The organism is Bacillus cereus, from assembly GCF_015071065.1.
Lineage (GTDB): Bacteria > Bacillota > Bacilli > Bacillales > Bacillaceae_G > Bacillus_A > Bacillus_A cereus_BA.
In genome coordinates, this window is record NZ_VOVA01000007.1 from 184,078 (window position 1) to 203,198 (window position 19,121).

Here is a 19,121-nt window from a genome sequence, read left to right on the forward strand (position 1 = left end):
ATATTATTTCTTCCTACATTTTGACCATATGGTGAACGAAGTTTTCCTTATAAGTATCCATTATAAAAAATGAATTTTTTGACATTTCACGAAAACATTGTTATGGTTAATATAATTGTTAACTTTATTAAATAAAGGTGGGATTCTATGATAAAAAAAGAAAACAGTGTATTTTATATCTCCATCTTGCTTACAACCTTATTTATTATATGGGGTGTCATACCAGCAAGCTGGATACAAGGCCATGATTTACAAAGTGTCACATCTTCTTTAAATACATTTATCCTCAATAAATTTGGATGGTTTTACTCTCTACTTATGACCACAATGCTTATCTTAGCTACTTACTTAGCCTTTTCAAAATACGGAACAATTCGTCTTGGGAAAGATGACGAAAGACCAAAATATAGTTATCCATCTTGGCTCGCCATGTTATTTGGAGCTGGAATGGGAATTGGCCTTCTATTTTACGGGATTGCTGAACCAATTTCACACTTTACTGCACCGCTAACAGGAAAACCTGGAACAGAAGAAAGCGCCAAACTCGCTATGCAATATTCATTTTTCCACTGGGGACTATTCCCTTGGTCACTGTATGCAATGGTCGCTCTAACAATTGCCTATTTCACATTCCGTAAACAAAAAGGTAGCACGATTGGTGCTACAGTTACTCCATTATTTAATCGATCGAAAAATTCTCCTATTGGAAAAACAGTCGATATTTTAGCTGTTTTAGCCACAGTATTCGGGATCGTACCATCTGTCGGAATCGGTGCCCAGCAAATCGCTGGAGGATTGAGCTATTTATTCCCTTCTATTCATAATACAGTTAGTACACAACTCGTGCTTATCGCCATATTCACTGTACTATATTTAACCAGTGCTCAAACCGGGCTTGATCGTGGGATTAAATATTTGAGTAACTTAAATTTCTCTCTTGCTGGTATATTACTCATTTCCTTCTTACTGCTAGGACCAACTGTATTCATTATGAAATACTTTACTTCTACACTAGGTTCTTATATCGGGGCTTTACCAAGCATGGGATTAAATTTAGGAGCATTCAATAAAGAATCTTCTTCATGGATTGAAAATTGGACTATTTTTTATTGGGGTTGGTGGATCTCATGGTCTCCATTCGTCGGTACTTTCATCGCACGTGTATCACGTGGACGTACAATCCGCGAATTTATTATCGGCGTCGTATTAATTCCAACATTCATTTGTACGTTTTGGTTTGCTGTTTTTGGTGGTACAGCTATCTATATGGAAATGTTTCAATCACTTGGAATCGCTGATGAAATTGCAAAAAATGGTACAGAGATTGGACTATTTGCTGTCATTTCACATCTACCATTTTCAACATTCTTAACCATTATCGGGTTGATTTTAATCGCAACATTTTTCGTTACCTCCGCCGACTCTGCAACATTTGTTGTTGCTATGCAAACGAGCAATGGTAATTTATCACCGAAAAACAGTTTGAAGCTTATTTGGGGATTAACGATAGCAGCTATTGCAGCCATTCTCTTGCAAGCTGGTGGGTTAAATGCACTGCAAATTGCAGCGATCATAGCAGCCTTACCATTCTCTATTGTAGTCGTTCTTATGGTCACGTCGCTCTTTAAAGAATTACGTAAAGAAGATATCATTACCCAAACGAAACAAGTACCACAAAAAATCAAAAAAGTTATGTAATAATTAGCACCTCTTCTTAATTAAAGAGGTGCTTTGCTATTATTTAATCTACTGTATAGCACTGCAAACAATATTTCCTCCTGATTGTCCCCGCAATATCCAACATGTTGCGTAACCGATTTATTCATTTTCGCAATAAATGCTGCAACCTCTTCAACCTTTGAAATGAAATTAATATGCATAACCAATCCCCCTCCCTAATACATTTACATTTCTTTTATTCATTTCCTTTTTACATAATGAAATAACTTTAACTCTCTTTCATAAAAAAAGGCATTACCATAAGCATATTTCAGAATGAAATTGCTATGATAATGTCTTATCGGAGAAAAATCTAAATATAATTAATTAACCTGATAAATAAATTTAACGGTATTTAATTTAAAGTCATTTCTTAAACAATTTCTTTCTAAATACAAACATACTTAACGATGACAGAACGAATGCTAATCCGGAAAGGATATAAGCCGTATTTGTTTGCCCGCCCGTTGCAGCCAGGGACTGTTTATTTCCGTCTTCTTTATTCTCAATTTGGCTCTTCACTGTGTTCTCTTTTATCCTTTGATTCCCTATTGAAGCTTCTTTTATTGCTTGATTTTCTGTTTTTATTTCTTCAACTGATTTTGTTACTTTTTCTACTTCTTTATCTTCTTTTGTTGACTCTTTTATTTCTTCTTTCAATTCTTCAACTTCTTTTGTTGGCTCTTTCACTTCTTCTTTCGATCCTTCAACTTCTTTTGCTGGTTCTTTTACCTCTTCTTTTGTTCCTTCAACTTCTTTTGCTGGCTCTTTTACTTCTTCTTTCGGTTCTTCAACTTCTTTTGCTGGTTCTTTTACTTCTTCCTTCAATCCTTCAACTTCTGTTGCTTCTTCTTTCGACTCTTCAACTTCTTTTGCTGGTTCTTTTGTTTCTTCTTTCGGTTCTTCAACTTCTTTTGTTGGTTCTTTTACTTCTTCTTTCGGTATTAATTTTTCTACTATATTCTGTACGACGATTCCACTATATAATATGTGCGTCTCATAATGATCTGCATCTAAATCAAATTCATATATTTTTTCTCCTAGAGTGCTCCAAATGATTCCCTCATCAGTAAGCGTTCCACCTTCACTTTTTAGCGTAATCTTTTCAATTCGTTCTCCTTCTAAATCATATACAGGTATTTTCACTTCTTTGTTTATTTCTATATCATCTAAAATGATTTTCTGCCTTCTAACATCAACTGTTCCCCACTGACCTAATTGTATTAGCGGCCTTATATCACGAATCTCATTTCCAGCTAATTTCAAGCTAAGTAAATCTAGCATTGAACCAAGAACCGATACATCTTTAATACGATTATCTGAAAGATTTAGCCACTGTAAATTTTTCAGTGACGATAACGGTGTTGTATCTTCTACTTTATTTCCTACAATTTCAAGTTTATTCAAGTTACTTATCTCACTAATCGCTTCCAGACTACTAATTGCATTATTATTTACGAATAGTGCCTCCAAATGATCTGGCTGATTTATTCCTTGAAGATCAACATTACTAATTTGATTATTTGATAGTGCTAAATTTTTTAATGAGGATACTGTAAATAACAGTTTAATATTTTTTATATTATTATTGCTTAAATTCAATTTTTCAATATGTCCCAAGTTAGATATTGGTCCAATGTCTTCAATTTGATTATAAGATAAATTTACATCTTTCAATTGCTTCAATTTCGAGATGAATTCTATATTTTTCAAGCCCACTCCTTCTAAAGTTAAGCTTTCTAAATTCGTCATGTACTCTAAACCCGTTACATCTTTTATCTCTTTACCTTTTGCTTCAAGTACCTTTAATGTTTTAATCTGTAATAAATCTTCCTTTGTAATAGGGGCATTGAGATTCTCTCTACCTAAATTATCTTTGTTAATATGCTGTTGTAAACTCTTATCGAGTATCACATTTTCATTTTGTCCCTTATCCTCTTTTGCCGGTTCTTTTACTTCTTCCAACTTCTCAACGACATTTTGAATTACTGTCCCATTAAACTTTATACGGTTTTCATCAGGATTTATGTCTAACATAAATTCATACATTTTCTCACCTGACGTACTCCATTTTATTGTACCGTTACTAACTGTTCCACCCTCACTCTTCATTCTAACAGTCTCGAGAACTTCTCCATTTAAATCATATACAGGTATTTTAACTTCATCGTTTACTTGTGAGTCATTTAAAAAGATTTTCTGCCTTTGAATATCGATATACATCCTTTTTCCTAACTCTTGAACTGGTCTTGCATCACGAATTTCATTCGATCCTAGTTTTAAATTATACAATCCTGTCAATTTACTAAGTGGTGTTATATCAGAAATATAGTTTTCCTCTAAATTAAGCGTATGTATCGTAGACAGCTTTGATAAAAGTGTTATATTTTCTAATTCATTTTTAGAAAGATCTAAGTCCCCTAATTTTTTCATTGCGGTAATATGCTCAATATTAGTAAGTCCATTATTACTTAGTGAGAGTTGCTTCACATTTTTTAATTGCTCAATGCCCTTAAGGTTATCATTACTAATTTGATTATTTGCTACACTTAAAGTCTTTAAAGATGTCACTGTAAATAACGGCTTAATATCTTTTATATGATTACTATTTACATCTAATATTTTTACATTTTTCATTTTACTCAAAGGAGTTAAATCCGAAATTTTATTATTTCTTAAACTTAAAGTCTCAATATGATCTAATTCAGCCAAAGGCCCAATATCTTCGAGTTCGCTATAAGTTATACTGACTGACTTCAATTGTCTCAATTTCGAGATAAATTGTATGTTTTCTAACTTAACTTCCTCTAACTTTAAGTTTTCTAAGTTTGTCATATATTCCAAACCGCTTATATCTTTTATTCCTTTACTTTTTGCCTCAACTACGATTAAAGATTTCACTTGTAATAAATCTTTCTTTGTTATTGGCGCATCTAAATTATCTCTACCTAAGTTATATTTATTGATATGTTTTTGCAATTGCTTATCTACTACTACATTTGCACTTTCATCTTGTTCTACTTTGTCATCTTTATTTTGCTCTTTTGGAACAGTATTTTCTAAATTCAGCGTGTTCACTTCAAACTGTACTTGATATTTATTTTCATATGCCATTGTTGGAATGAAAATATGCATTTGCATATTATATCTCTTTCCTAATTCCCCAACTTCAAATTGAATAACCTTCGTCCCATTTTTCTTTTTATCTTCTGATATTACTTTCACATCATGGAACACACCAGGAGTATGAATATCCTCTGTTTTCAAGTATTGGAAGAAATCACTATCACTTAATGTTGCCGTTACAATTTTCTTTCCATTCTCAATTGTTAATTTAGGATTTTTTATATAAACAGTGGCCATCGATTCTTCATTTGTTTTATCTTTATATGCTTTAATGACAGCATCATACGTACCATTTTCTAAAGTATGTCCCGCTTTATTCGCTTCAATTGCTACTGCCGCCAACGCTGGTGTAGAATACGCAGCAAATGGAATGGACAATGCCGCTGCTACTATAAGTGCATTTATATGTTTTCTTTTATTTTTTTTCAATTTAAGATCTCCTCTACTATTTATATCTGTTAATTACAATATAATAACCTCTACTAAAGAATGATAATGATTTTCATTATCATTGTCAATTGAAATTTTATGTACAATAAAAAATAACCCCTTTTACAAGGGGTTATGCCATTTTCTCTCCTGATTCTTCCTTAAAAAAGCTCTTCATCGCATGAAATACATCTGCTTTTTGTTTTAAAATATAGTATCGGAAGTTTTCATCTTTAATATTTTTATATGCTGACATGAGTGTACTGTGGCGATTGTACTGATTCACTTCCCCATACCCAAACATATTACACTTCTTCATCAACTCTTCCACAAGCTTTACGCATCTCGCATTATCTGATGTTAAATTATCACCGTCTGAAAAATGGAATGGATAAATATTATAGCGATCTGGTGAATATTTATTATCGATTAACTCAAGTGCTTTTTTGTATACAGAAGAACATATCGTTCCGCCACTTTCTCCTTTTGAAAAAAACTCTTCCTCTGTGACGACTTTTGCTTCTGTATGATGGGCAATAAACTCAATGTCTACGGATTCATATTTTGTGCGTAAAAATCTTGTCATCCAGAAAAAGAAGCTACGTGCCATATACTTTTCCCATATCCCCATCGATCCACTCGTATCCATCATCGCTAATACAACAGCTTTTGAATCTGGCTTTAACACTTCATTCCAAGTACGGAACTTTAAATCTTCTTGGTGGATTGGATGGAAGGATGCTTTACCACGCATTGCATTTCGTTTATATGCGGATATCATCGTTCGTTTTTTATCAATATTTCCCCATAATCCGGTTTTTCTAATGTCGTTAAATTCAATGTGTTCAATCCGATTTTCATCCATTTCTTTTCTCTTTAAATTAGGTAACTCTAACTCTTTGAAAAACGCTTGCTCTAGTTCTAAAATTGAGACTTCTGCTTCATAATAATCTTCTCCAGCTGCATCTCCTGCCCCTTGCCCTTTTCCTGGTCCTTTCTGCTTTTGACCACCTGATCCATCTCTCGCAACGACATCACCAACTTTGCTGTCACCGTTTCCTTGCCCGACATGCTTATTTTTATCATAATTGTATCTAATCTTATATTCATCTAAAGAACGAATCGGTATTTTCACAACATCCTTGCCATTAGACATAACAATACTTTCCTCTGTTACAAGATCGGGTAAATTATTTTTAATTGCCTCTTGTACTTTTTCTTGATGGCGTTGTTGGTCGTCATATCCTTTGCGATGGAGGGACCAGTTTTCCTGTGAAATCGTATAATTTGGTTGATTTTCTTCGCCCATTCCTTTCCCTCCTTACTGTAATTGCCTTCCTCTATGAACAGCAATCTATACATTTTGTTCTGTAATGTGCCAAGCTAGAATATTTGAAAAGTAACTGTCCATCGAAAATCATCCCATAAACATATATAGCATTTTCCATACAATACTCCGAGCATCTTAAACAAATTTTTCCACTCACATAATATAAAGAAATATTCAGCCGTTGATAAGAAAGAAACACAATGCATTGTTGCACACATTTTCGTTTTGCAACATATTGTATTGTGTTGGCTTTTTTGTATGAATGGTTGGTTACTCTATCATATGCATATTGTAAAAATAATTGACAAGAAATTCATAAAATTGCATCTTAATTTATTATATTCGGACAAGCTATGACATTTTTTACAAATATCAATAGATAACAAAACGCCGTCCCAAGAATAAGAGACAGCGTTTTGTTATCAAACTATCGATTTAACAAACTACCTACATATCGTAACAATTCATTCGCAGATGAAGAATTATAGCCATGCTCATCAATTAAGCGTGCAACAACATCATTGATTTTCTTAAGCTGATTTTCGTCTGGTGTTTTCGTTGATGTTGTAATTTTCACTATATCTTTTAAATCAGCAAATAGTTTTTTCTGAATTGCTTCACGAAGACGCTCGTGTGAATTATAATCAAAGCGTTTCCCTTTACGTGCATAGGCAGAAATGCGAATTAAAATTTCTTCACGGAATGCCTTTTTAGCATTTTCTGAAATTCCAATTTGCTCTTCAATCGAACGCATAAGTTTTTCATCTGGGCTCATTTCTTCGCCCGTTAACGGATCACGTAATTTTGATTTATTGCAGTACGCTTCGACGTTATCTAAGTAATTATCCATAAGTGTCTTAGCTGATTCTTCGTATGAATAAACAAACGCTTTTTGTACTTCTTTCTTAGCAATTTCATCGTATTCTTTTCTCGATAATGAGATGAAATTCATATAGCGTTCTCGGTCTTCACTACTAATTGACGGGTGCTGATCCAATCCGTCTTTTAACGATCTCAGTACATCTAGTGCATTAATAGATGGTACCTCTTTTCGAATAATTGTAGAAGAAATTCGGTTAATGACATAACGAGGGTCAATCCCCTTCATACCTTCATCTTGATATTCGCGTTGCAGCTCCTCTACATCAATCGTATTATATCCTTCTACCGTTTCTCCATCATATAAACGCATCTTTTTAATTGAATCAATATCTGGACGCTTCGGGTCTTTTAAACGAGTTAAAATAGTGAACATTGCTGCAACGCGAAGTGTATGTGGTGCAATATGAACATTGGACACATCACTTTCACGAATCATTTTTTCATAAATATGTTCTTCTTCACTAACCCGTAAATTATATGGAACCGGCATTACAATAATTCGTGAATGCAATGCTTCATTTTTCTTATTTGCTATAAATGAGCGATACTCTGTTTCATTTGTATGCGCTACAATTAATTCATCTGCTGAAATAAGCGCAAATCTTCCTGCTTTAAAATTCCCTTCTTGTGTAAGCGATAGTAAATGCCATAAAAATTTCTCATCACATTTTAACATCTCTTGGAATTCCATCATGCCGCGGTTCGCCTTATTTAATTCTCCATCAAATCGATATGCACGAGGATCTGATTCCGAACCGTATTCTGCAATTGTAGAAAAGTCTAGACTACCTGTTAAATCGGCAATATCTTGTGATTTTGGATCTGAAGGACTAAATGTACCAATTCCTGTACGGCGATCTTCAGAGAAGAAAATACGCTCTACAACTACATCCTCAATCCTTGACCCGTATTCTTGCTCTAGACGCATAACATTTAATGGTGATAAGTTCCCTTCAATTCTTACTCCATACTCATCAAAGAAATCATTCCGTAAATGCTGCGGAATTAAATGAAGTGGATCTTCATGCATTGGGCAGCCTTTTATTGCAAAAATTGCTCCACGATCTGTTCGTGAATATGTTTCTAATCCTCGTTTCAACATCGTAACTAATGTTGATTTCCCTCCACTAACAGGCCCCATTAATAACAAAATACGTTTCCTAACATCTAATCGTTTTGCAGATGGATGAAAATATTCTTCCACAAGGCGTTCTAAAGCATCCTCTAATCCAAATAGCTGATTACTAAAGAAGTTATATTTTCTTCTACCATCAACTTCTTCAATTCCAGCATCTTTTATCATATTGTAAATGCGAGAGTGTGCTGTTTGAGCCACCCATGGTCTTTCTTTCACAAGTTCCAAATACTCCGCAAACGTACCTTCCCATTGTAAACGTTCTTCTGCTTCCCGATATTGTTCAATTTTCTTTAGAATATCCATTATAGCTCCTCCCCCATCTCCTTGTTCAATCGGATTATTATAAAAGGTATGCTAGGATGTCCTTAAACATTCTTTAAATCAAAACGAAATATATAATAGCGCTATAAAATTCTCTCCAAAATTCAAAGAAAATTCTGTATAATAAAGGTATTAAAGTTTTCACGCTGCTATTCATTGTAAATAAATTCTTTTCTTCTAGGAACCTTACATACATTTCGATTCACAAATAGGATTCGTAAACCGAAAAAGCAAGGAGGAAATTAGTATGAAGTTATTATTAATTTTAGGTGTATCACTCACATTTCTTACAGCTATTTTCACATCTGGTTATAACGATAAACCAGGTACACAAAAAAAGTGATGTGCTTTTCAGCACATCACTTTTTTTCTTGTTTTTTATACACTATTTAAAATAAATCTTTTCCACATCGTATATCGATAAAGGGCGATTATAAAAATAACCTTGTACAATTTTTACATTCTTTTCCTTTAAAAACTGTATTTGTTCCGCCTTTTCTACTCCTTCTGCAATTACATTTAACCCTAGAGTATGTGCTAAATGAATAATTGCAGCCGTAATATTCGTATCTCTTTCATCTATATATATACCTTCCATAAAAGAACGATCAATTTTTAACGTATCAATCGGATATGTTTTTAAATAACTTAAAGATGAATATCCCGTTCCAAAATCATCTAAATGAATCTTTAAATTTTGTTCTTTTAACTGCAATAACACTCTTTTCGATAAATCTTTATGTATAAGAGCCCCTTCTGTAACTTCTATTGCTAATAAATGAGGAGGGACATCGTACTTATTTAAAGCGCGTGTAATCATCTCTATTAATGTAATAGAACGAAAATGTCTAGCTGAAATATTAACTGCAATTGGTACAACTTCATATCCTTTATTTAACCATTCACGTATTTGCTCACAAACTTGATGTACTACCCATTCATCAAGTTTAATAATAAATCCTGTTCTTTCAGCAAGTGGGATAAATTGATTTGGCGAGACAAAACCTAGCTCCTTATTCTCCCATCTTATTAGGGCTTCCATACTGACTATCTTTCCCGTTTCAATATTAATTTGAGGTTGATAATATAGGGAAAATTCATTCTTCCCTATAGCACGCTGTAACTGATTCTCCATTATAAACCTTTTTTCACGTTCACAATCTAATCCACTACAATAAAAATGATAATACCCTTTTCCTTTTTCCTTTGCTTTTTCCAAAGCTGCGTCGACTCTTTGGAAAAGCATTTTTTCATCCATTCCATCTTCTGGGGCCATTATAATCCCAATTGATGCACTCAAATAAACATCCTCTTCTTCTATTACAAAATGCTCACTAATTTTTTTTAATATTGTTTGTGCAACTTCCTCTACGCATTCTTTCGTTATATTTTCTATTAACATAACAAATTGATCATCATGTTCTCTAAATAAATGCATATCTTCTATTTTTAGTTCCCGTAGGCATTCAGTAACTTTTTTTAATACTTGATCCCCTTCTTTATAACCAAATGTATCATTAATAAGGTGAAATTCATCCAAATCTATAAAAACCAATGCAAATTCTTTATTATCATCTAAAAATTCATTTAGTTTATTTGTACATGATATTCTATTCATTAACCCCGTTAACTGATCGAAGTAAGCCAAATACTCTGTTTTCATCTCATTTAATACTTGCCTCGTAACATCCCTCGTAACAATGTACACCCCGACGATTTCACTATTCACAATAATGGGGATAGTCCTCGCAGAAATATAAAGTTCATATCCTTCTTTATGAACATATTTCTTTGCAACAATTTGTTTTGCTTTTCCCTGTAAAGCATTCTTAAATATAATTTGAAAAGTTTTTTCATACTCTTTATTTATAAACTGAAAAATAAATTTGTCCTTTAACTCTTCATATCGATACCCAAAAATTTCATAAGTTGCTGGATTTGCATATGTAATTCTTCCAATAGAATCTACAGATACAATGGAATCATTATTATATTCTAGTAATGACTTAAATAACATTTGTTTTTCTTCTATTTCCGCTTTTTTCTTAACCTGTGCTGTAATATCTCTAGTAATACAAATAATAAACTGACATGTTCCATTTACATCGTATACTGGATTAAGTGAAGATTCATAATGTATATCACCAGTTGGCAAACTAATTACATCACAAAATGTATTTGCTCTCGCTTCTCTCATTACTTTTGCATATTGTCCTTGTAATAACCTTGCGGTATCTTCTGGTAATACTTCTGCAAAAGTTTTTCCATAACATTCTTTCCCTAGCCTGGCGTGATCCATTCCTATTTTATTCACATAAATATATTTAAAAGTTTCATCATCAATAACTTTCACAATAAACACTAAATCTTGAATAGCATGTAACAGTCCCTGTCTTACTAAATCCATATCTATCATACTTAAAAAGGTATTTTGATTATTATATTGTTCCTTCATATTTATCTCAACCCGTCTTATCTATTTTTATTCATATATCTCATTCTATATGAATATGTACCTTTTTTAAAATGTATGATTACATATTTTTTTGAAAAATAAAAAAGTCGCCAAATGGCGACTTTTAATAAACGATTTCTAAATCTAATCCTGGATAATTTTGTTGACGGAACGCTTCATAAATTAAAATTGCTGCTGTATTAGATAAATTTAATGAACGTACTTTATCCGTCATTGGAATACGTAAACAATGATCGAAGTTTTCTTCAATTACATTAGCTGGTAATCCATTTGTTTCTCTTCCAAATACGAAATAGTAATCCTTCTCACGTTTGCTATAATCAAATGCTGTATGAGCTTTCTCGCCATACTTTGTTAAATAGAAGAATTCACCATCTTTATTTTTCTCATAAAACTCTTCGATTGAATCATAATACGTAACTTTTACGTGCTGCCAATAATCTAGTCCTGCACGCTTTAACATTTTGTCATCCGTTGAAAATCCAAGCGGTCTAATCAAATGTAACTCTGTTCCAGTTGCTGCACAAGTACGTGCAATATTCCCTGTATTTGCTGGAATTTCTGGTTGATATAAAACAACATGTACTCCCACGCGATATTCACCTCTATTTTTTGTCTACTACGTATTATACCACTTGGACGAAAAATCTCTACCCATTAATAATATGAAAGAATTTATATTTCATTTGTGGTGTATATTTACTAGAGTCTTCATAGTTCCAATAACGCCTGCGGCTATTCGCTGAATGTGCATTTACAAGCGGCATACCATCTGCGTCTTTTGCTACTACAATTGTCGTATGATTCCACCTACCATCATCCTCAAAATCATACGCAATTACATCGCCCAGAATAAGGTCTTCTGGCTTTTCTACTGCTTCTGCTCGAAGCCCTGTTGTAGCACCTGACAAATACCAATAAAAAGAGTGTGCTACAGCCCAGCTCCAACTCCACTGGTTTCCCCTTTGCCACCACCCTTTACGAATGTTAGGATGTCCATTCATTGGTACTTCTCCAGTGTGCAGACATTGTGAAATGAAATTTGTACAATTATCAGGAAAATTACGGTATGCAGGATTGCGATCATCCCACCAACGCTCTGCATATTTCACTGCCTCTAAACGATTATATTGATATGAACCGTATTTTTCTTTCGTGACTTCCCGTTCTAACGTTTCACCTATTCCTATTTCTTCTGACACTTCAAGAGCATAATCATCTATGATACAACTATTTTTTAAACAAACTCGTCGTTTTAATTGTTCCTCTTCGATATAAAATAATTCTTTATGCTTAATTAAATATTTCAAGTGTATTTGATAATCAATTTCTTGATGCTCATTACTATTTAATTGTCTAATGAAAGAAATATCTGCAGTTGCTTTCACTATATCTGCACTACGCTTTTGAAACAATTGTTTCTTTCTCTGTACCATTTGTAACAAATCTACTGCAATACCATCTACATCTGTTCGTTTCTCTGTTATATATGCTAAAAACTGTTGCACTTGCTTTTCAATACTCACTTTTACAACCATTCAGTCTCCCTCCCATATTACAATATGAAAAAGGGAGATATTATCTACTCTTTTTTCTGTGCTAACAATTCAAGTCCACGATTCATTTCATGAAGAACCTCTTCATCCTTCTCACGTTCCATCGCCTTTTCAATCGCTTCTCCTACTCCATCTCCACCAATTTTCCCAAGTGCCCATGCTGCTGTTCCCCGAAGTACTGGTCTTGGATCATCTTTCATAACACCGATTAAATCAGGAATTGCTGCTGTTTCTTTAAAATGTGCAAGTGCTAAAATAACATTTCGTTGCAATGGCTTTTTACCTCTCCATGAACCAGACATAATCCCATATTTTTCTTTAAAATCACGATTACTAATTGTTAAAAGTGGTGTTAATAACGGTTTAACTAATTCAGGATCAGGCTCCATTTCAGGATGGTTATGAAAATCAATTCCCTTATTTTTCGGACAAACAGTCTGACACGTATCACATCCATATATACGATTTCCTATTTTATCGCGATATTCTTCAGGCAGAAATCCTTTTGTCTGTGTTAAAAATGCAATACATTTCTTCGAGTCCAACTGGCCGCCTTGTACTAAAGCACCTGTAGGACAAATATCAATACATTTCGTACAACTTCCACATTGATCTTCTATTGGCCGATCAGGAGGGAATGGAACATTTGTAATCATTTCTCCTAAGTATACATACGAACCAAATTCTGGCGTAATAATAGCGCAGTTCTTACCGCTCCATCCAATACCGGCACGTTCTGAAACAGCTCGATCACTTAGCTCACCTGTATCAACCATTGATTTCACTTCTATATCCGGAAGTTTTTCGATTAAATACGCCTCTAACTTTTGCAAACGATCTCGTAAAACAAGGTGATAATCTTGGCCCCAAGAAGCACGGCAAAAAATCCCACGTCGTTCTCCTCGTTTACTTAATGGTGCATTTTTTAATTTTGAAGGATATGCTAAAGCAATCGCAATGATCGATTTCGCACCAGGTAACAATAGCTGTGGATTCGTTCTCTTCTCTATATCAGGCTCTTCGAATCCAGACTGATAATTCAATTGTTGTTGCTGGATTAGACGCTGCTTTAATTCCTCAAATGGTGAAGCACTGGCAAAACCTATTTTATCTATACCAATCGTTTTACTATACGCAATTACATCTTGCTTTAATTGTTCAAAGTCCATTTTCGATCGCCTCCTCCGATGAATCCATCCCTTATGTAACGACTATATTGGTTATCAATTCACTTTTGGAATAATATTCTCCACTTCTATTTTCGCATACAATTATGATTTTCAAACATTAAAAAACGCAATGCTTCGTTTATCTTAGAAACGAAACACTGCGTTGATCACAATTTATTAGAAAAATATTAAATAAAATTTGGAGCGGGTGAAGAGAATCGAACTCTCGACCAGAGCTTGGAAGGCTCTTGTTTTACCACTAAACTACACCCGCAAATATGAAATAAATATAAGATATTGAAATAACTTATGTAACGTAGTATAGCATGTAAAAAAAATCGAAGCAAGAAATTTATCGAAAAAAGTCGAAAAAGTGATGAGATACCTCATCACTTTTTCAATTCTTTATCAATCGCCTTCTTCATACTATCGAAATCAGGGTTTGCAAGATTCCCATTTATATATACTGAAGGAGCACCTTGAACTTTTAATTTTTGAGCACGATCTGAATCTTTACGTACTTTGTCTTTCATTTCTTTACTGTGTAAATCTTTTTTAAACTGTTCTACATTAATTTTCGGAAGCTTATCTTTCACAATATTAAGAAGTAATTCTTCTGTAATCCATTCTTCCGTATCTTTCTTTTGATTTTGATAAATCTCATCATAGAAAATCCAGAATGAATCTTGATCTTGTTTATAAATTGCTTCACCGGCAGCTGCACCTAAATCAGAGTCTTTTCCGATAAACGGGAAGTTAATAAAATATAACTGCACTTTACCTTTATCAATATACTCTTCTTTTAATCGTGGTAATACCGTGACATCCCAAGTACGACAAGCAGGACATTTAAAGTCTCCAAATTCAACTACCTTAACTGGAGCATCATCTTTCCCTAAAGATTGTTGCGTAGAATAAGCAAACATCTCATTCCCTTTATCTTTCTTGTCATTTATGATGCTATACACAATCGTCCCGATTACAATCAATACTGCGATAGAAAAAACTATACCAAGAACCATGAGTTTGTTTGATGATTTCATATACATTCCTCTTTAATTTCATATTCTGTATACATCATTGTACACAATACACATAATATCAATACTTGCATAGGTCACGCAATGAACACGCTCACATAAATTACAAAAATACAACATTTGTGACGATATTGTGTCGTCTTTTGTCACAAATTATTCAAAAAAAGAAGCTCCTATGTAGGAACTTCTTTTAACTTACTGCTTTTTCACGGGCATTTTTTAACATGGATTGCTCTGTTTTTATATCATGACGAATTACTAATTTCTCACTAACTGCTTGCACATATTCATCATGATTTATATACCCTTCTTTCTCCATTAGCCTTAAAACTACATTCCGTCTCTCAACTGCTTTATCATAATTTTGTGCAGGTGAGTAATAAGCCGGTGCTTTTACTACAGCAGCCATCATTGCACTTTCAGCCAACGTTAATTGATCCACCTTTTTACCGAAGTAAAGGTTTGCTGCTTTTTCAATTCCCCATGCTCCTTCTCCGTAGTAAATATTACTCACATATAATTTTAAAATCTCATCCTTTGTGAATGTACGTTCAATCTTTTTCGTATAAAAAATTTCTTTCCACTTACGAGAAAATGTACGTTCATTAGATAAAAAAGCATTTTTAGATAGCTGCTGTGTAATCGTGCTTCCTCCTTGCACAACACCACCAGCTTTTATATTTTCAATAGAAGCTCGAATAATTGCTATATAGTCTAAACCGTTATGATGATAAAACCTTTTATCTTCCGTCGCAATAAATGCGTGTGTTAATGATTCTGGCACCTCTAACTTAGCGGGTACATGTAATTTACTAATATCACTTCGCTCAATCATTACATTTCCAACGAATAATAATGCAAAACTTAACAATAATAATAATATAATGGCTTTATAAAGAAATTTAGTTAATGGATTTAATGCAACTTTTTGATGATAATTCACTCTAGATAATACTCGTTCTTTCATTTCGAACACCTCTTTTCCACACAGCATATAACTCTTAATTTAAGAATACCTTGTTGTAAAAGAATATCCCATCGATTTCTCTTACACCTACCTTACAACATTGTAAGGTGTAAAAATGTATTGTATCACAGTCCCTTTTTATCTACTATTCATATGAAATGTTGAATATATATTTCCTTATCACACTATTCATAGGAAATAGGACTCTCCTTAATTTCACTTTATTCTTTTATTATATCAGTTTATACATTTATTCTTTTAAACATCTAGCAATCTAATTATATACGATATATCACTATTATACAGAACAAACGTTCCGTAAATCAATACTAGCTTTCGGATTATCTCGCTATTTGTGGGCAGTAAGACTTCTCCCTTAAAACTTGGCTAAAGCTAGGAAATTAGGTGGTAGTCCTACTTTCTTCACTAATTATTAGCCTACACTTTATTATTGTGACCTTTTTCTGAAACAGTATACATAAAGAAAAGGTCAGCAATTTGAGCTATCCTCAAATAACTAACCTAAACTTTACAGCCTTCCTATAAGATTATATGGCTGAACTTCCCATGTTTCGTATGGAATGAAATGCATTGCTTTCATCGCATCAAGTGTCCTTGATTTCATATGAGGACGCGTTATATACTCATCAATGTTCTCTTCGTTTAAAGCAACAAATTTAGCCTCTTGTATTTCTTCAGGTTGAATTTTTATTTCACCACTAACATATGCTACTTTAAAAACAACAGCTACAATATGCATAGAAGCATTATAATAAACGCCTGTAACTCCAAGTGGCTTCACCGTTAAGCCCGTTTCCTCAAGCATCTCCCTACAAACAGCTTGATCGAGTGCTTCTCCTTCTTCTACCTGCCCTCCTGGCAACTCCCACGTATCAGCTCGCCAATGTACTTTAGCTAATAACACTTCATTTTTTTCATTTGTTAAATATCCTGCTACGGCAACAATATGCTTTGGTGTTTTATGTTCCACATTAAGACCTCCTAGAAATACGATTATTTCATATACACCCTATAACCATATTCCCTCTCTACAACAATACACCTTTAATAATTCATCATCTTATTAATTAACTTCATAAAAAAAAGACCCTGTCCGTTAAAGGAAAGGGTCTTCTGTCTTATATTATTCCCCTAAGTCTACGTTGTGGTAAACTTGCTGTACATCTTCTAAATCTTCTAATGCATCAACCATTTTTTCAAATTGTACTTGAGCATCTTCAGGAAGTTCTACATCACTTTGTGCAAGCATTGTTAATTCTGCAACTGTAAATTCTTCAACACCAGCACCTTTAAGTGCAGATTGTACTGAATGGAACTGATCAGGTTCAGCATAAACGATAACAGAATCTCCTTCTTCTAGAATGTCACGTGCATCTACATCTGCTTCCATTAAAATTTCAAGAACTTCATCTGATGTTTTACCTTCAAGACCGATAACAGCTGTCGCATCAAACATGTAAGCCACAGAACCGTTTACACCCATGTTACCACTGTTTTTGCTAAATGCAGCTCGTACATCTGCTGCAGTACGGTTTACGTTATTTGTCAGTGTATCTACAATTACCATAGATCCGTTTGGTCCAAAGCCTTCATAACGAAGCTCGTCATAGTTTTCTTCTGAACCGCCTTTTGCCTTTTCAACCGCACGGTCAATAATTGTTCTTGGCACATTGTATGTTTTCGCACGTTCTAATACAACTCTTAACGTTTGGTTTGATTCTGGATCTGGCTCGCCTTGTTTTGCTGCCACATAAATTTCACGTCCAAATTTCGCGTATATACGGCTTGTATTTGCATCTTTTGATGCTTTTTTTTCTTTAATATTGTTCCATTTACGGCCCATACTTTCCACTCTCTTTCCCGTTTTAAATCTACATAAAAATATTAATATAAAATATAATGTGTATTCAACACATTTTTAAAAGAAATATAAAAAGTTCATTTTTGATTCATATTACAGACATAATATAAATCACTATCATTTTGTTCTTTCGACAAGTTATATTATACATGAATTCCTAAGTTTATTACGAAATTTAGCATCACATAGCATAATTTAACAAAAAAAACCCTAACATTTCTGTTAGAGTCTTTTTTAAGTCACCGATACCGATGGTCGGGGTCGAACCGACACTCCCGAAGGAACACGATTTTGAGTCGTGCGCGTCTGCCAATTCCGCCACATCGGCATAAAATAAAGGCGGCAACCGGATTTGAACCGGTGGTAAAGGTTTTGCAGACCTCTGCCTTACCACTTGGCTATGCCGCCATATGAAGTTAAAATGGAGCGGAAGACGGGATTCGAACCCGCGACCCCAACCTTGGCAAGGTTGTATTCTACCACTGAACTACTTCCGCAAAAATGGCTGGGCTAGCTGGATTCGAACCAGCGCATGACGGAGTCAAAGTCCGTTGCCTTACCGCTTGGCTATAGCCCACCGAAGTTTTACTTAATTATATGTAAGTATCCATTATTTTATTTGTAATTTTTAAAAATAAAAATGGGGCGACTGATGGGAATTGAACCCACGAATGCCGGAGCCACAATCCGGTGCGTTAACCACTTCGCCACAACCGCCATGTTGTGTATATATTTGGCAGGGGCAGTAGGAATTGAACCCACACTGGAGGTTTTGGAGACCTCAGTTCTACCTTTAAACTATGCCCCTATGTAAAAATGGTGGAGGGGGGCAGATTCGAACTGCCGAACCCGAAGGAGCGGATTTACAGTCCGCCGCGTTTAGCCACTTCGCTACCCCTCCGAAACTTACATGGTGCCGGCTAGAGGACTTGAACCCCCAACCTACTGATTACAAGTCAGTTGCTCTACCAATTGAGCTAAGCCGGCATATTTTGTTAAAATGGTGGCTCGGGACGGAATCGAACCGCCGACACGAGGATTTTCAGTCCTCTGCTCTACCGACTGAGCTACCGAGCCTTAATGTAA

General features: G+C 34.3%; 13 protein-coding genes and 10 tRNA genes. 1 reads left to right on the forward strand and 22 read right to left on the reverse strand.

Annotation, left to right across the window (positions count from 1 at the left end):
• Positions 1 to 147 precede the first annotated feature (147 nt).
• The gene (locus tag FT637_RS18790; protein WP_193647600.1) at positions 148 to 1,698 is read left to right on the forward strand and encodes a glycine betaine transporter OpuD; all 1,551 of its coding nucleotides are present in this window, start codon (positions 148 to 150) and stop codon (positions 1,696 to 1,698) included.
• Positions 1,699 to 1,718: 20 nt separating this feature from the next.
• On the opposite strand, the gene FT637_RS18795 is transcribed toward FT637_RS18790, so the two are convergent.
• The 22 genes from FT637_RS18795 to FT637_RS18900 all read right to left on the reverse strand — a co-directional run bounded on the left by FT637_RS18795 (position 1,719) and on the right by FT637_RS18900 (position 19,112).
• Positions 1,719 to 1,880, reverse strand: coding sequence for a hypothetical protein (locus FT637_RS18795; protein ID WP_227493858.1), 162 nt, complete (start codon positions 1,878 to 1,880; stop codon positions 1,719 to 1,721).
• A 205-nt stretch (positions 1,881 to 2,085) separates the two neighbouring features.
• On the reverse strand, positions 2,086 to 5,274 hold the full coding sequence (locus tag FT637_RS18800; RefSeq protein ID WP_193647601.1) for a leucine-rich repeat domain-containing protein: 3,189 nt from the start codon (positions 5,272 to 5,274) through the stop codon (positions 2,086 to 2,088).
• A 133-nt stretch (positions 5,275 to 5,407) separates the two neighbouring features.
• On the reverse strand, positions 5,408 to 6,583 hold the full coding sequence (gene yhbH, locus FT637_RS18805; protein ID WP_193647602.1) for a sporulation protein YhbH: 1,176 nt from the start codon (positions 6,581 to 6,583) through the stop codon (positions 5,408 to 5,410).
• Positions 6,584 to 7,031: 448 nt separating this feature from the next.
• The gene (locus FT637_RS18810; protein ID WP_193647603.1) at positions 7,032 to 8,927 is read right to left on the reverse strand and encodes a PrkA family serine protein kinase; all 1,896 of its coding nucleotides are present in this window, start codon (positions 8,925 to 8,927) and stop codon (positions 7,032 to 7,034) included.
• A gap of 403 nt (positions 8,928 to 9,330) precedes the next feature.
• A complete protein-coding gene (locus FT637_RS18815; protein ID WP_193647604.1) occupies positions 9,331 to 11,400 on the reverse strand; it encodes an EAL domain-containing protein in 2,070 nt (689 codons plus the stop codon).
• Positions 11,401 to 11,524: 124 nt separating this feature from the next.
• On the reverse strand, positions 11,525 to 12,013 hold the full coding sequence (gene trmL / locus FT637_RS18820) for a tRNA (uridine(34)/cytosine(34)/5-carboxymethylaminomethyluridine(34)-2'-O)-methyltransferase TrmL (RefSeq protein ID WP_000538149.1): 489 nt from the start codon (positions 12,011 to 12,013) through the stop codon (positions 11,525 to 11,527).
• A 58-nt stretch (positions 12,014 to 12,071) separates the two neighbouring features.
• Complete coding sequence (locus FT637_RS18825; RefSeq protein ID WP_193647605.1) at positions 12,072 to 12,959, reverse strand: amidase domain-containing protein; 888 nt, start codon at positions 12,957 to 12,959, stop codon at positions 12,072 to 12,074.
• A 44-nt stretch (positions 12,960 to 13,003) separates the two neighbouring features.
• Positions 13,004 to 14,146, reverse strand: a complete 1,143-nt coding sequence (gene queG, locus FT637_RS18830; protein WP_193647606.1) for a tRNA epoxyqueuosine(34) reductase QueG — start codon at positions 14,144 to 14,146, stop codon at positions 13,004 to 13,006.
• Between the two features lie 200 nt (positions 14,147 to 14,346).
• Positions 14,347 to 14,420, reverse strand: a tRNA-Gly gene (locus FT637_RS18835).
• Positions 14,421 to 14,535: 115 nt separating this feature from the next.
• Positions 14,536 to 15,189: a DsbA family protein gene (locus tag FT637_RS18840; RefSeq protein ID WP_193647607.1), complete on the reverse strand. Its 654-nt coding sequence runs from the start codon at positions 15,187 to 15,189 to the stop codon at positions 14,536 to 14,538.
• 187 nt (positions 15,190 to 15,376) lie between these two features.
• Positions 15,377 to 16,153, reverse strand: a complete 777-nt coding sequence (locus FT637_RS18845; protein ID WP_002113878.1) for a transglycosylase domain-containing protein — start codon at positions 16,151 to 16,153, stop codon at positions 15,377 to 15,379.
• A 529-nt stretch (positions 16,154 to 16,682) separates the two neighbouring features.
• Positions 16,683 to 17,144 (reverse strand): NUDIX hydrolase, encoded by a 462-nt coding sequence (locus tag FT637_RS18850; RefSeq protein ID WP_193647608.1) that lies wholly within the window; start codon positions 17,142 to 17,144, stop codon positions 16,683 to 16,685.
• 153 nt (positions 17,145 to 17,297) lie between these two features.
• On the reverse strand, positions 17,298 to 18,017 hold the full coding sequence (locus FT637_RS18855; protein ID WP_193647609.1) for a YebC/PmpR family DNA-binding transcriptional regulator: 720 nt from the start codon (positions 18,015 to 18,017) through the stop codon (positions 17,298 to 17,300).
• Positions 18,018 to 18,281: 264 nt separating this feature from the next.
• A tRNA-Leu gene (locus FT637_RS18860) sits at positions 18,282 to 18,363 on the reverse strand.
• 9 nt (positions 18,364 to 18,372) lie between these two features.
• A tRNA-Cys gene (locus tag FT637_RS18865) sits at positions 18,373 to 18,443 on the reverse strand.
• A 14-nt stretch (positions 18,444 to 18,457) separates the two neighbouring features.
• Positions 18,458 to 18,532, reverse strand: a tRNA-Gly gene (locus FT637_RS18870).
• A gap of 5 nt (positions 18,533 to 18,537) precedes the next feature.
• Positions 18,538 to 18,612, reverse strand: a tRNA-Gln gene (locus tag FT637_RS18875).
• A gap of 64 nt (positions 18,613 to 18,676) precedes the next feature.
• A tRNA-His gene (locus tag FT637_RS18880) sits at positions 18,677 to 18,752 on the reverse strand.
• 17 nt (positions 18,753 to 18,769) lie between these two features.
• Positions 18,770 to 18,843 (reverse strand) — tRNA-Trp (locus FT637_RS18885).
• A 9-nt stretch (positions 18,844 to 18,852) separates the two neighbouring features.
• Positions 18,853 to 18,936 (reverse strand) — tRNA-Tyr (locus FT637_RS18890).
• Between the two features lie 10 nt (positions 18,937 to 18,946).
• Positions 18,947 to 19,022 (reverse strand) — tRNA-Thr (locus FT637_RS18895).
• Between the two features lie 14 nt (positions 19,023 to 19,036).
• Positions 19,037 to 19,112 (reverse strand) — tRNA-Phe (locus tag FT637_RS18900).
• Between the last annotated feature and the right edge of the window lie 9 nt (positions 19,113 to 19,121).